The organism is Nostoc sp. (genome assembly GCF_036917535.1).
Classification (GTDB): Bacteria; Cyanobacteriota; Cyanobacteriia; order Cyanobacteriales; family Nostocaceae; genus Nostoc.
In genome coordinates this window covers 1-14785 of sequence record NZ_JBALDA010000020.1, presented here as the reverse complement: position 1 = coordinate 14785, position 14785 = coordinate 1, and the positions used below count along the sequence as shown (strand labels likewise).

The following is a 14785-nucleotide window of genomic DNA, read 5'->3' as shown; positions in this document are numbered from 1 at the left end:
TATTTAATAATAATGATTATTGCAATATAATTGCTAGCAATTATATTGCGTCTATTGCCTTCAACCGGAAAATACTATAATTTGTCAAGTATAATAGACAAATTCACATACTATATATCTACTTGTGATTACAGTTCAAAATTTTCTCTGAGCCTGATATTTTCTAAACTCACCTCAACACTAAAAATTTTTCCGCATTCACCTTTAAAAGGATTTAGTTGAATGTAGCTATCTTGACTTCTAGATATAACTTCACAGAGTATTTTCCCCGCTTTTGACAGTAAAGTCAACTTAAGATTGGGTAGCAGAAACTTTTGCTTACCCGTTGGATGTAACTGTATTAAAACATGTAATTTTTCCTCACTTTCTGCCGTGATGTTTACCAATAAAACTACGTTTTGACTACCAAGTTGCATCCCTAAGTCAATTTGTTTACCTCTCTTTATGACTTCATTAGTATTTCTAATACTCACAGCTAAATTGGTGTTTGGGTTTATCAGCGAGTCAATAGCTTGCCAACTTTCATCAAAGATTCCTTGTAACCATTGGCTCAACTTGGTTCTAGTTTCGTTCACATATCCCAATAAATTTTCTGCCCCACTTTCAGTTTTAACTACAGGTAGAGAAATAATATCCGGCTCTAAAAAGCGACAGTAGAATAAAAGGTGATTCGGCTCTAAATCAAATTCTGACAGTGGTAACTGGTAACAACCATTGCTTAGTTGTAAATTGCTACCTCGATAATCAATCAGTTCGTCATAACGGAGAAAGCCTCTGATCACAACTTCTTCCTGCTCTTCTAATACCTCAAGTACTACGTAAAAGTGAGTTGCTAATTCTGGCTTATCTATAGTATTTTGAGGTATATTGACGACTTCATCAAGCAGATGTTCGGTGGCAATTAAACTAAATTTAAACTCACCTAATTTTAGATTAGCAACAGGTTCAATTAGATTGAAATCTCGATTTCCTATTTCTGGGATATGTTCTCTTAACCATTGTTCAAATCCAAGTAGTGCTAGTGCATTCAGGTATGTTTGCCACTGATGCAGTTCACCAATTACTTGCTGACTAATATGTCTAGCCCAATCCAAATGTTCTGCTTCCAGCCAAATTACTTCTGATAAAACAAGTCTCAAATTAGTTGAATTAGTAGGAATATTAATCATCAATTGTCTCCTCTGTATTTATTTAATTACATATCTGTGCTGTGGAAAATAACTCTTTCTGGCTGGTTACTGATTATTTTTCCAAATAGCTCCGAAGTTGCTGAGCATAAAAGCTGTCCAGAGAACGATTTTTCCCCGTCCTGATTTCTTCTCCTGCCTCTTGGAATACTTCTGCATCGGCAAAATTTTCTATTTGCTCAGCCAAATTTTTGAGATAATTCGGTTCAGGGGAAAGATTGATTAAATCTTTTTCTTGAGCTGTTTTTAAAATACTACTGATAAGTTCTCTTACTGTCAGAGTACGTATCTTGCTGAGAAGTTCTCCCGGATTCAATACTCGTCTAGCTTGATCCCAGCTTGTCATTCCTAACAGTGGCACAACTTCTTTTAAAGTTTTGCCTTGACAGTAATATAGTTGCAAGCCAGGAATATATTTGTGAGCGAGAGGAGCGTACCTTGTGCTATTTTCTAATTTGGTAATGCAATTACTAATTTCTTGCTCGATCGCACCAGTCAACGCTAACCTGAGTTGTGTATGTAAAAACTCCAAAATTTCCTGCTGTTCTACATCTGATTCATCTAATGAAATAGTAGGTAAATCTGTTCTCAGCGTATAGTTTCCATTATCAGGATTTTGAATTTCTAGGGGTTCTCTATAACTCCAAATGTCATACTGTCTGAGTTGCGTTGCTATTTGGTGGAGTTCTTTTTTTAACTCATCAGCAGTATTTATAATATCTCGCGCTTGCAAGTAGGTAAGCATTTCTTGCAACTGAGCGATTGAGGGATCTGGACATCTTCTAGCTTCTGCCTGTCGTTGCTGTCGTCTATCTCGACGATAGACAGCATGAAAGACTTCTACTAATTGGCGCGCTCGCTGTGATAAAGTTTCTAGTTGTTTAGGTCGAACTCTGTTCAATAATGCCCAGTCGCTAAGATGCTGAAAACCAAATTCTGATAAAAACTTTCTAATTTCTGGATTTTGTTTAGTTTGAAGGTATGCCCAATTATCTAGGCTCATACTAGATTGGGAGTCATGCTTAAATTTTTGCAAGACCTCAACCGTAAAGAATTTATAAGCTGTGGGATTAAGCCGACCATCATCATTCAAGATGAGTTGAGTTTTGCGATCGCTATCTAAGATAACTAACTTCTTCCCATCATCATCGAGAACACACCTCAGTAAATCTTTGTATGTAAAAGATTTTTCACCATTGAAAAGACTGTCTATTTTTTGACAGGCTTTGAGAATAGGGTAAGAAACATAGCACCGTAAGCAAAGCCCAGCCTGAGCGCGAATTATGGCATCAACAGTCGCATTATTGCCATGAAAATAGGATAGTAAAGCAGCTTGCACGTCACCATTTTGCCAATTGGAAACTTGTTGCTCATGAAATTCCTGTGCCAGAGGAACTAAAAACTGTTTGTATCCAACCCTTTCATTGGCGAGATCAATTCGCCAAATTGTCCAGTATCTTAATGAAGCATTCATATATAATGCGCTGCTTGGGATCAACTAACATTCTTATCTAGTTGCATTATTCAATAAATGCCAGCGTTTTGAACTTATGCAGTTCTCAGGCAGTGAAGTATGGAGACTGGGGAGAATGTCACGCTTAAAAACGTGAAACCTAGTTTGGGCAGGGTGTTGGGGGTAGGGTGTTGGGTGTAGTGTTTAAGACAATTGAAATAAGAGTGCGTCAAACAGAGCAATATCGAAATTAATTCCCCACACCCCAAAGTTACCCTTTTCCCAATACTTGATATCCAATCTTACTTTCTACCCTCTGATTTTTGGTCATTGCAATTTTAAAAAGTGCATAAGTTGATTTGACTTACAGTTATTCAGAAAACATAAGCAGAGCAAATAAACTGTAGCAAAAGATTTGCTTTCAATAATTTAATCAATCAGAGGAAGAGAATTAATATGACTGGTCACTCTAACGGAGTTTGGATTTGGGAACTGTCAAAAATTCGCAGTGACTATCTAGATAAGCTAGTTAAACAACAAGTTAAGCGTGTTTACCTCAAGGTTTTTGATGGTCACTTTCAGGGTAAACCTCAACCCACATTCTGGAACTGGCAATGTTCTCAAGATATCATTGAGAAATTTAAATCTCGTGGTATCGAAGTTTATGGATGGGGATATCACTACGGAACTTCAGATATTGCAGAGCAAATAGAAAAAGTCAAACAAGCTCTTGATTGTGGAATTGATGGATATGTCCTTGATTTGGAAGCAGAAGTTGAAGATAAAAGCACTCACGTATATGTAGAAAAACTTCTTGTGGCTCTGCGTCCTTTAGTTAAAGAAGGAACACTCGGATATACAAGTTTCGGTCATCCTCAATTTCATCCTCATGTTCCTTGGCAGATTTTAGATGAGCATTGTGACTTAGCTTTGCCACAGATTTATTTTGAAAAGTAAACCTACCAATGAGGAAGAAGTTCAAGACTGTCTCAAAGCTTATGAACAGATGGGTTTAAAAAAACCTATTCTGCCCATCTTCAGTTCTGAAAGTGATGCAAAACAGCCAGCTTCAAGAAAAGAACTGCAATCTTACTTGAATCGTTTTCTGGGTTCGTCAATTTGGCGACTTCCTAACTCAGGCGAGCAGGGTGAGGCATGGAATTTGATCTATGCTGGTGAAACGCCTGTACCAATTGGTGGGGAACCATCTGAATTTACACTGCCGAAACTTACCCGCATTCTTTATACAGGAGTCATAGGAGAGGATGTTAAAGCACTTCAGAGAGTACTAAATGCTAAAGGATTTAATGCCGGAAAAGTGGACGGTGAATTTGGCCCTGATACTGAAGCTGCTGTCAGAGCATTTCAGAAGAAAGCAGATATTACAGTAGATGGAGAAGTTGGTCCTCAGGCTTGGAAAGAGCTTGGTGGTGAGTCTGATTCTATTCCAGAACAAGGATTTCTGGGTAAACTTGCTGCCTTTGCTGAAGATGAAGCTGCTAAAAATCTAAGTTGGAATGGAGTAAATAGTGAAGCCGAGAAGTATTTAAAACTCTTCCGCGAGCCTATGTTGAGATTAGGTCAGATCGGTAGCTCTCCAGTATTTTACGACTGGTGTGCTGCCTTTGTGACTTATTGTTGCCGAAATGTTGGTGCAGAGATTCCAGATATTCCTGAAGGATTTTGGGCGAGTATGGCTTTAGTCGAATCCTGGAAATACTGGGCGAAAAAGAAGGGCTACTGGAATCTAAAAGGAAGTGTCACTCCCAAGCGAGGAGATATCCTAGTGTTTGACTGGAATGCCGATTCCATACTCAATCATATTGGTATCGTCAGAGGCTACACACCTGGAAGCCCTGTGATTCAAACCTCCGAGGGTAACAAGGCTAACAAAAGCGGTAACTTCACAAGAGATATGGCAACTGTAGCAGGATTTATCAGGATAAGTTAATCCCAAACCTGCTAATCACAGCTTTGTTTTTATAGCCCCAGATTTATAATCTGTGGGCTATTTACTTTTAGCGATGTTTATTCGCACGACCAATATCAAATTTAGAATCTTGACTGAAAATTTCTTGAATGGCTTGGGGATGGCTAAGAATTACATAAGAACCGAGTCCACTCAGTTGCATGGAAAAAATATCTCCATACTCTTGACTAAACTTTTGCTGAAATCCAATCGGATCGGCAATCCATCCGATCAGTTGCCGCCACGAAGGGCTAGGAATGCAATTCGGTAATTGACTAAGCATAATATTTACCTGTGATTCCACTTTATAATCTCAAACAAATACACCTATTATGCCTGAGTAACCGTATTTAGGGACTGGCTGATGACCGCATTTATTAAGTTATCTAGCAAGCGATCGCGTGATAAAAATGTAAGTTCCTTTCCATACAATATTTCTTGTACAATCACGTAGGATACCAAAGAACCAAAAAAAATATGAGCCATTGCTTCTGGGTCGGTGATTCCTAATTCTGGATGAGATGCGAAATACTGACTCAGCATTTGCCGACCGCGTAGCACAACGGTTTGGGTATAAAGTTTGGCTAGTTCTGGAAAGCTTTGTGACTCGGTGATAATCAAACGCAACAATGCTAAATAATCAGGATTATCAGCGACTTTGGTTAAATAAATTTCAGCAATTTGACGCAAAAAAATCGCTGGTTCACCCTGTAATTTTTCTGTGCAAAAAATACTTTGAAAACAAGCGAGCGTCAATCGTTCTATCAACGCTTTAAACAGCCCTTCTTTATCTTGAAAGTGACTGTATATTGTTTGCTTAGATACTCCAGCTGCTGCGCTGACACGATCCATACTTGTTCTAGCGTAACCCTCCTTTAAAAATACCTGTATAGCTCCTTGCAAGATTTGCTCTTGCTTGGGAGCGATCGCAGGTAAAGGATTTTCTAGTTGGAAAGTAGGGTTTATCGGCATGAAGAGTAAATTTTTTGACGTATGATCTTGTATTATCATACTAGACAGTCTAGTATATTGACACATAATTCAGAATTTTCAATTCTCTTAGACAAAATATTTTTCACAATCCAGGGTGCTACCATGACTCAGACTATCTCAACATCCCCGGAAAATCTCAAAGATGCAGTATCGAAGCAGCAAAGCCGCAAAAAACCGATCCTTTTAGCGATTGGGGTGCTGTTGGTGGCGGGTGGCATTGGCTACGCGGTGTGGCGCTCTCAACCGCAAGTATCAGCAAATGTACTGCAAGTTAGTGGACGGATTGAGGGTTATGAAACCGAGATTGGCATCAAGCGTTCTGGAAGAATTGAGACAATTGCCGTGCGCGAAGGGGCAGCAGTTAAAAAAGGGCAACAGTTAATTAAGTTAGACAACACAGACGATCAATTGCTGCAACAACAACTACTTGGTACACAAGCGAGAGTAACATCTGCTAGGTATGATGAACAGCAAGCAATTTCAGATGTAGAGCGAGTTACCAGAGAAATTCAAGAAATTAACAGCCAAATTAACGAAGCCAAACTGAATTTACGGCAGTCTCAAGGAGATACCCAAGGAAGAATTGAGCAGGCACAAGCAAATGTCGCCGCAGGCAGAGCCACACTCGTGCAAGCACAAGCCCAAGTTAAACAGGCAGCAGCGGAAGTTAATTTAGCAAAAATCAACCGCGATCGCTATGCTCAATTGGTAAAAGAAGGAGCGGTCAATCAACAACAATTCGATCAAGCCCAAACCACTTTAGATACAGCAATAGCAACCCTAGAAGCACGAGTTGCAGCAGTTAATGCCGAACGCCAACAGTTAAGTGCGGTGTCAGGGGCGTTAACTCAAGCCAAAACTACAGGTTTCAATCCTGATATTCGCAACGCCCAGTTGACAGCATTAGTCAGAAAGCAGCAGCAAAGTGATGCTCAACTTAAATCTGCACAGGCGAGAGTCAACTCTGCGCGTGCCAAAGTGAAAGATGCCCAAGCATCAAATCAGCAAATTCTCACCCAGATTGCAGACTCCAAAAAAGATTTAAATGTAGTTAGTCCCTTAGATGGAGTAGTGACAGCCCGGAGTGTAGAACCAGGTGCAATAGTTAGCAATCAGACTAATATTTTGACAATTGTTGACCCGAAAACAGTCTATTTTAGAGGTTTTATTCCCGAAGGCGATATTGGCAGAGTACGTCTAGGACAAACAACAAAAATCTTCATTGATTCTGCACCAGAGAAACCATTAGAAGGTAAAGTAATTGCCATCGATCCACAAGCTTCATTTACACCAGAAAATATTTACTTTCAAAAAGATCGAGTCAGACAAGTAGTAGGAATTCGGATCAAAGTTCAAAACCCTGATAGCTGCTTTAACCCCGAAAAACCTTATAGTGAATCAGATTTACCTTGTGCCAAAATGGGGATGCCAGCAGATGCTGAAATTAATTTGAAGGCAGGGGGTAGGGGGCAGGATAGCGCAGCGGTAGCGAGTCCGCGAGCGTTGGCAGGAGGCAGGAGGTAGAAGGGAATGAAACAACAAATTACTACTTTCTCTCCAAACTTACCCCCATCATCTAGTTTGCCAACTACAGCAATTGAAGTTCGCAATTTGCACAAGCACTATGGAAACTTAGCCGCTGTGCGAGGAATTGATTTGAGTATTCACAAAGGTGAAATGTTTGGATTAATTGGCCCTGATGGTGCGGGGAAAACTAGCACATTTCACATTTTGGGCGGTGTGATGGAAACAACCGCAGGGGAGGTACAAATATTTAATCAACCTGCACGAGATGCCCGATTAATAACAGGTTATCTCACTCAACAGTTTTCCCTGTATTTGGATTTGAGTATTGATGAAAACTTGCGTTATGCAGCAGGATTACGGCAAGTAGCAGATGATTTATTAAAGGAACGCCGCAATAAATATTTAAAATTAATGAATTTAGAGCGATTTGGCGATCGCTTAGTGGGACAACTTTCTGGTGGAATGAAACAAAAACTGGCGCTGTGTTGTGCTTTGGTTTCGCAACCAGAAGTATTGTTATTAGATGAACCTACCACGGGTGTCGATCCAGTTTCCCGGCGAGAGTTTTGGGATGTGCTAGGAGAATTATCAGCCGAGGGAATGACAATTGTAGTTGCTACACCATATTTAGACGAAGCTGAACGCTGTCACCGCGTGGCTTTGATGTACAGTGGGCAAATTCATGAAATTGGTACACCCGCAGACTTACGGGCTAATTTAGGCTTGCATCGCTTAGAAGTGCGAACAGCCAACCTAGAAGCGACAGAAGAAATACTCTCCCAGACTACTCAAACAAATATAGTAGATGTGCAAACTTTTGGCGATCGCTTGGATGTCCTCGTTAAAGATATAAATTCTGGCGAAACCCAAGTCCGCGAACTACTGCAACAACATAAGTTACCTTCTCCCAGTATTGAACATGGCGAACCCACATTAGAAAACGTTTTTGTCACGCGCCTGCGACAACAAGGTTCTGCACCGCAATTTTTCCCATTTCCCCGTTATCGCAAAAGAGGACTGGAAATTAGGGACAAGGGAACAAATGCTTTAGCTATATACGCTCACAATCTCAGCCGTGTTTTTGGCAAGTTCCAAGCCGTTAAAGATGTCAATGTCGAAGTCCGCTATGGGGAAATCTTTGGGTTGTTAGGTGCTAATGGTGCTGGAAAAACCACTACCATTAAGATGCTGTGTGGATTACTAGAAGCAAGCGGCGGTGAAATTTCCTTGGGTGGTGAAACAGGAAATCTACGTAGTGCAGACTTACGGCGACGCATTGGTTATATGAGTCAAAAATTCACTCTTTACGACGATTTAACTATTTTGCAAAATCTCGAATTTTATAGCGGAGTTTACGGTGTACCTCGCAAACTTCGACGGGAAAAAATTGATTGGGTAATTGCTACTTGTGGCTTAGAAGGACAAGCAAATATGATTACTGGGCAGCTACCAGGTGGTTGGAAACAGCGAGTTGCCTTCGGTGCTTGCGTGATGCACGAACCAGATATTTTATTTTTAGACGAACCAACATCGGGAGTAGATCCGTTGGCGCGTCGCCAGTTTTGGAAGCTGATTAATGATTTTGCCCGCAACGGTACAGCCATTTTAGTGACAACGCACTATCTAGAAGAAGCTGAACAGTGCAACCGCATGAGTTTTATGGTTGCAGGAGAAACCGTCGCCGAAGGTTCACCCAGTTCTGTCAAAGCCTCACAACCGGGACAATTAATAGAAATTATTGTCAATCAAAACCAAGTAGCTTCTAAAATCCTAAAACAACACTTCGAGTCTTGGCGCATCTCGATTTTCGCTAATAGTTTACACGTTGTTCTTGATCATCCCGAACAAGAAATAAATCAACTAACTCAACTTTTAAAAGCTAATCAAATTACCATCAATTCTTTACGTCCGATTCCTTTTTCTTTAGAAGATGCCTTTATTGGTATAGTACAGCGATCGCAAGAATAGAAAAAGAGTATCCGATAGAGAATTCTACTCCAAAAAAATTCGCATGACTCTGCGCTTTTTTGCGTTGAAAAACGCTACGAGTTTAGGCAAAGCCATACTTAATATATATGAAACGAATTTTTGCTCAATGTGTCAAAGAAATAGCTCAATTTCGCCGCGATCGCCTGACGTTGGCACTAGCATTTTTATTGCCATTCATTACCTTATTAATCTTTGGCTTTGCCATTAGATTAGAAAGTAAAGATATTCCTTTAATTGTACAAGACTTTAACCGCACAAACCTAAGTAATAGCTATATTGAAAGACTATATGCCACCAATCAATTTGTACCTAAACAATGGTCTGGTGGCAATCCCACTCGCGATGCTATAGATAAGGGAATCGCCAAAGCCGCAGTAATTATTCCGCCGGAATTTAACCGTGATATTCAAGCAGGTAGAAGTACAAATGTGCAAGTACTAATCGATGCCACTGACGTTAATAATGCCCGAGTAATTAGAAATAGTATTCAAAGAGTGACAAACTTTTTTATGCAAGAGCATGGACTGCTACCTGCTACTAGTAGTATTACAGCACGAATGCGTCTATGGTTTAATCCTGGGAGATTAGAATCGCTATATATTGTGCCAGGAACTTACGGAGTTGTACTATGGATTTTTCCTTCATTGCTCTGTGCGATTGCAATGGTACGGGAAAAAGAAAAAGGGACAATTTTACAAGTCTACGCTTCTAGTATTAACGCCACTGAACTATTACTTGGTAAAGGATTAGCATATCTATTAATTGCTATCCTCGAAACATTAGTAGTGATGGTATTAGGCTCGATTATTTTCCAATTAGGCATAGTTGGCAACCCTATAATATTAGTAATTGGCACTTTACTATTTCTAACAGATAGCATTTTTTTCGGATTACTTTTAGGAGTCCGTAGTAGTAACCAAAATGCTGCCGTACAAGGCGTTTCTCTCGTGGGCTTTATCACATCCTTCTTACTTTCAGGTTTTATCTATCCCCTGAACAATATTCCTTTCCCCTTATCATTACTACCTAACATAATTCCAGCACGTTATTACATCGATATCACTCGTGATGCCTTCGTGCGTGGTACAGGATTTGGCGGAGTTTGGTTTGATTTACTCATGCTTGCAGCTTTGGGATTAATCTTTTTCAACGTATCACGCCGAGTTTTAAGCCGAATGCAATTACCAAATTAATCTCTCTGTCTTTTCTGTGGTTTGATAAAAAGTAACTTTATGAAACTTATTCAGCAATTATTTGATAATCCATTTTGGGCGTTAATGCGGAAAGAAATTAATCAAATTCTCCGCAATAAGCAATTAATTGTTCTCTTAGTTGTCCCGCCAACAGTCCAATTATTGCTGTATGGCTTCATCCTCAATCCCGATGTTCATAACTTACGATTAGGTGTCATTGACTATGCTAACGTCAGCGCTAGTCGGGAGTTAGTTTCAGCCATGACATCAAATCGAATTTTTACCTTAGAATCTGTACCAAGCAATGAAAAAGCATTAAGTCGTCAGGTAGAAGAAGGAAAGCTAGATGTTGGGGTAATAATTCCTCCTAATTTTCCCCGTCAACTTGCACAAAAATCAGCAGAAATTCAAGTATTTATTGATGCAGTAAATGCTAATACAGCCGGGATTGCAGTAAATTATATGAATCAAATTATCCAGCAATATAATTTACAATTAACCCAAGGTCAAGTAAGTCCCCCAGTCTCACCTGAGGTTGTATTTCTTTACAATCCAGGACTGACAAGTAGTTGGTTTTTTGTCCCAGGAGTTATGGGTTTAGTTTTAACATTAATTGGCACATTAGTATCAGCAATTACAGTTGTTCGGGAAAAAGATACCGGAACTTTAGAACAATTATTAATGACTCCAGCTGCTAACTGGCAAATATTATTATCAAAAATCGTCCCTTTAGCATTTTTATTAACGGGAGATGTTTTATTAGCTATCACTTTAGCAACAGTAATATTTCATGTACCATTTCGAGGCAATTTCCTGCTATTTTTCGCCCTATCAAGTATATATGTATTTGTCGGGATTAGCTTGGGTATTATGTTGGCTACTGTGAATAGTTCGCAACAACAGGTAGTTTTGACAGCTTTCTTTATTAATTTACCAATGATCCAAACTTCTGGAGCGATCGCACCCATTGAAGCCATGCCACCTTTGTTTCAAATTTTATCCCTACTCAATCCCCTGCGCCATTACATTGCGATCATTCGAGGTATTTTGCTCAAAGGTGTTGGCTTAGATGTACTGTGGATGAATGTTTTGGCTTTAGTCGCCTTTGCTGTTGTGTTATTAACTATTAGTGTTAGTAAGTTTCGCAATCAGTTAAGCTAAAAGACATGTCCTTAAAATTGCTTTGATACTGTCACTCTCGTGGATAAAGCTCTCTCAAGAAACAAGGCAGGAGGCAGATCGCGCACCGTGTCCTAGACAAGGCAGAAGGAAAGAGAATTTGATTATACTACGTGAGTGGCTGTGCCCCTAGCCGTGTACTCAGGCTGGAGAGTTTCACCGTCTCGAAGACGCTATGCGATCGCAAAACTACATAATTCGGTAAAATTGGGTAAAGCAATTTTTGTGCTTGTTAAACAAAGGCATCAGCAAACTCATGCAACTGAAACTCAGTGCATCTCGACTTCCCTTCGCCCCCCTGTTGTTAATTGCCCCCTTTTTCCTATGGGGGACGGCAATGGTAGCCATGAAAGGAGTGATACCTCATACCACACCACTATTCATGGCAGGTGTGCGTCTGATACCAGCAGGGATGTTAATTCTAATTGCAGCAGCATTCATAGGTAAACCCCAGCCGAAGGGTTGGGCTGCATGGCTGTGGATTGGCTTATTTGCCCTAGTAGATGGGACACTGTTTCAAGGCTTTTTGGCAGAGGGATTAGTCAGAACTAGTGCAGGTTTGGGGTCTGTGATGATTGACTCGCAACCCTTGGCTGTTGCCTTGCTGTCATTGTGGCTATTCCAAGAACACATTGGTTTTTGGGGATGGCTGGGGCTAGGCTTGGGAATCACAGGCATTAGTTTAATTGGCTTACCTGATGAGTGGATTTTACATTTTCTCGACTCAGGCACAAATATGACAATCGGCAACTGGCAAGATTTGTTTGCTAGTGGCGAGTGGTTAATGCTGTTAGCAGCACTATCAATGGCAGTGGGAACAGTATTGATTCGGTTTGTCTGCCGACATGCTGACCCTGTAAGTGCTACAGGATGGCACATGATTTTAGGCGGATTGCCACTATGGGGAATTTCATCAGTTGTTGAATCCCAGCAGTGGGAGAATCTGGGAGGATCTGATTTCATGGCTTTGGGTTATGCTACCGTATTTGGCAGTGCGATCGCTTATGGGTTATTCTTCTACTTTGCCTCTAGTGGCAGTCTCACGAGTCTCAGTTCTCTCACCTTCCTGACACCCGTCTTTGCGCTACTATTCGGCAATCTTTTCCTCTCAGAAGTCCTCAGTCCGTTGCAGTGGGTAGGAGTATTTCTTACTTTAATCAGCATCTATCTGATTAACCAACGTGATACTTTAGCAAGACAAAACGACACAGTTACTGTCGGCGAACTAGCTAATATACAACAACCAGTTTCAGAAGCATCTGCTAAAAAATTGAACCCCATAAGCCTAGCAGTTAGAGAATCTGAACCAGAAATATTACCCTAACTTGTTAAAATAATTCTTAATTAGTAATTAAGAGCTGATTCGTAAAGAAAATCTTAAGGGTACTCAACTAATTACTAGGTCTGAGTTTCAGCAAATAAGTGCTTTATTGACTGAAATTCCTGAAACCCTTACTAGACAATTACTTTACTTTAGTTTACAAATTAGCTCTAAGTAAAGCATGAGGGAGAAATTAATTAAAAATTAAAAATTAAAGAAATTCTGCCTCCTGCCTCCTTTTTCCCAATACCCCATTCTCATTCGCAATTCCCAATAAAAAATGACAGTTAACATTTGGTCGTCTAGAAGCTATTGTGGTATCGAAGATTTGAAAAGCACGTTCAGGCTGAAACTTGCAATATGAGGTTATGCCGTTCCTCAATTCTGATATTTACCTGTTTTTCTGGCGTGGGTTTTTACCCAAATTGCTCAAGCGCAGTCACTCCTAACCTAGCACCTAAAATTTTAGAACTTGCACAAGCTAGTTCGACAGTTACTGCTAGTCCGGCTGTTTTGAGATATGGTAGTCGAAAATCAGATGTGCAGAGACTACAAACCCAATTAAAGCAGTTGGGATACTACAGTGGTGTAATAGATGGACAGTATAACGCCAGTACGCAAATCGCTGTATCTAAATTCCAGAAAGTAAAGGGTTTAGAAGTAGATGGGATTGCTGGGCCGGCAACTCAGGAGAAACTGCAAGCAGCTTTGGCAGCTAAAAAGCAGTTTGTCACCTCTCCAATAGTTACCTCTACTGCTCCAACTTCTACAAAACCCAAACCATCCGAGAGAGGTTTTGTCTGGTGGTTAACATTTGCCATTGGAGTTTTAGGATGTACTGGCGCACTTATTTATCTGCTGAGGTGGTTTCAGAAGATAAAGCAAGTGCAAAAGTCCGAAATATCGGAGCCTAAAAGTTTAAGTGAAGCTAACAAAGACCCAATTACACCACCTTTACTGGAGACTGTCACTAGTTTACAAACAACTACACCACCACTTCCTCCACAATTACTGCTACCAGAAAAAACTTCTCGTCTTGCTAAACTCAATATCGTTGACGAATTAATTCAAGATTTACGCAGTTCTGACCCAACGAAGCGGCGCAAAGCTATTTGGGATTTGGGTCAGCAGGGAGATTCGCGGGCAATTCAGCATTTGGTTGACCTGATAATTGATGCTGATTCTCAAGAAAGCAGCTTAATTTTAGCAGCTTTGTCAGAAATTAGCATCCGCACACTCAAACCGATGAACCGTGCTTTAGCAATTTCCATCCAAAATGAAAGTCCACAAGTGCGGCAAAATGCGATCCGTGACTTGACGCGCGTTTATGACATGATGGGTCAAATGAGTCAGATGTTGAGCCATGCGCTAGAAGACCCAGATGCCGATGTGCAAGCAACAGCACGATATGCTTTAACTCAGATGAATCGAATACGTGGCTTGCCGGAACAACAGAATCTACAGGAAGATTCTGATAATGATTTACAACAATAGAGTAGGAGTCATATCGTGTGTGGCTAAAGACTTAGCTCTCCTAAGAAACAAGGCAGGAGGCAGTAGGGAAGAGGATTTGACTTGTTTCTTCCATCCATAACGCAAGCGAGGACGTTCGTAAAAAGCTTCCATCACTCTCATGAGAGAAAGCAATTTAGGATAAAAAGTTGGGTTCAAGTTGTAGGTTGAATAATTCCACATGAAGTCTTGGTTGTATGAACTAATATTAAAACGCCAATTATGATTAAACAACAACCACAAAATTGTTTTTGGTCAATGACAATCCAGCAGATAATTGTGCAAATTTTACCTGAGTAAATGCACCCGCACTGCCATCTTGGTCAAAATACAGTCCACCTGTAATATTGTCATAGATAAATCGTTGATTAGAGTTGTCGGGAAATAAAAGATAAGTGAGGCAATGCTGGTCTTGTAATTGGGATTTTCTTAAGCAGCCATCAAGTAGAAGTTCCATAATCC

Annotated in this window: 12 protein-coding genes and 1 pseudogene; 8 read left to right on the top strand and 5 right to left on the bottom strand. The window is 40.3% G+C overall.

The annotated features are described in order from the left end of the window. Positions 1 to 128: 128 nt before the first annotated feature. Positions 129 to 1169 carry a DUF1822 family protein gene (locus tag V7K56_RS07750; RefSeq protein WP_334909179.1) on the bottom strand — a complete coding sequence of 347 codons (1041 nt, stop codon included), beginning with the start codon at positions 1167 to 1169 and terminating at the stop codon, positions 129 to 131. Positions 1170 to 1242: 73 nt separating this feature from the next. After that, positions 1243 to 2661, bottom strand: a complete 1419-nt coding sequence (locus V7K56_RS07745; RefSeq protein ID WP_334909177.1) for a hypothetical protein — start codon at positions 2659 to 2661, stop codon at positions 1243 to 1245. Between the two features lie 435 nt (positions 2662 to 3096). Between V7K56_RS07745 and V7K56_RS07740 the strand changes: the two genes are divergently transcribed. Both V7K56_RS07740 and V7K56_RS07735 read left to right on the top strand, forming a co-directional pair. After that, positions 3097 to 3597, top strand: coding sequence for a hypothetical protein (locus V7K56_RS07740; protein WP_334909175.1), 501 nt, complete (start codon positions 3097 to 3099; stop codon positions 3595 to 3597). Next, positions 3587 to 4591 (top strand): peptidoglycan-binding protein, encoded by a 1005-nt coding sequence (locus V7K56_RS07735; protein WP_334909173.1) that lies wholly within the window; start codon positions 3587 to 3589, stop codon positions 4589 to 4591. The genes V7K56_RS07740 and V7K56_RS07735 overlap by 11 nt, the downstream gene beginning before the upstream one ends. A gap of 79 nt (positions 4592 to 4670) precedes the next feature. Here the strand turns inward: V7K56_RS07735 and V7K56_RS07730 are convergent. Further along, positions 4671 to 4892: pseudogene (locus tag V7K56_RS07730) on the bottom strand (cytochrome P450); the annotation flags it as partial. Positions 4893 to 4939: 47 nt separating this feature from the next. Beyond that, positions 4940 to 5581 (bottom strand): TetR/AcrR family transcriptional regulator, encoded by a 642-nt coding sequence (locus tag V7K56_RS07725; protein WP_334909171.1) that lies wholly within the window; start codon positions 5579 to 5581, stop codon positions 4940 to 4942. Positions 5582 to 5704: 123 nt separating this feature from the next. Between V7K56_RS07725 and V7K56_RS07720 the strand changes: the two genes are divergently transcribed. From V7K56_RS07720 to V7K56_RS07695, 6 genes are all read left to right on the top strand, one after another. Further along, entirely contained in the window at positions 5705 to 7126 is a 1422-nt protein-coding gene (locus V7K56_RS07720; RefSeq protein ID WP_334909169.1) for an HlyD family secretion protein, read from the top strand. 6 nt (positions 7127 to 7132) lie between these two features. Further along, positions 7133 to 9097, top strand: a complete 1965-nt coding sequence (locus V7K56_RS07715) for an ATP-binding cassette domain-containing protein (RefSeq protein ID WP_334909167.1) — start codon at positions 7133 to 7135, stop codon at positions 9095 to 9097. 107 nt (positions 9098 to 9204) lie between these two features. Next, a complete protein-coding gene (locus V7K56_RS07710) occupies positions 9205 to 10311 on the top strand; it encodes an ABC transporter permease (protein WP_334909165.1) in 1107 nt (368 codons plus the stop codon). 39 nt (positions 10312 to 10350) lie between these two features. Continuing rightward, positions 10351 to 11472 carry an ABC transporter permease gene (locus V7K56_RS07705; protein ID WP_334909163.1) on the top strand — a complete coding sequence of 374 codons (1122 nt, stop codon included), beginning with the start codon at positions 10351 to 10353 and terminating at the stop codon, positions 11470 to 11472. A 274-nt stretch (positions 11473 to 11746) separates the two neighbouring features. Beyond that, positions 11747 to 12814, top strand: coding sequence for a DMT family transporter (locus V7K56_RS07700; protein WP_334909161.1), 1068 nt, complete (start codon positions 11747 to 11749; stop codon positions 12812 to 12814). 357 nt (positions 12815 to 13171) lie between these two features. Beyond that, positions 13172 to 14305, top strand: a complete 1134-nt coding sequence (locus V7K56_RS07695; RefSeq protein ID WP_334909159.1) for a peptidoglycan-binding protein — start codon at positions 13172 to 13174, stop codon at positions 14303 to 14305. Between the two features lie 244 nt (positions 14306 to 14549). On the opposite strand, the gene V7K56_RS07690 is transcribed toward V7K56_RS07695, so the two are convergent. After that, positions 14550 to 14785: hypothetical protein (locus tag V7K56_RS07690; protein ID WP_334909157.1), on the bottom strand; the 236-nt coding region annotated here is incomplete at its 5' end.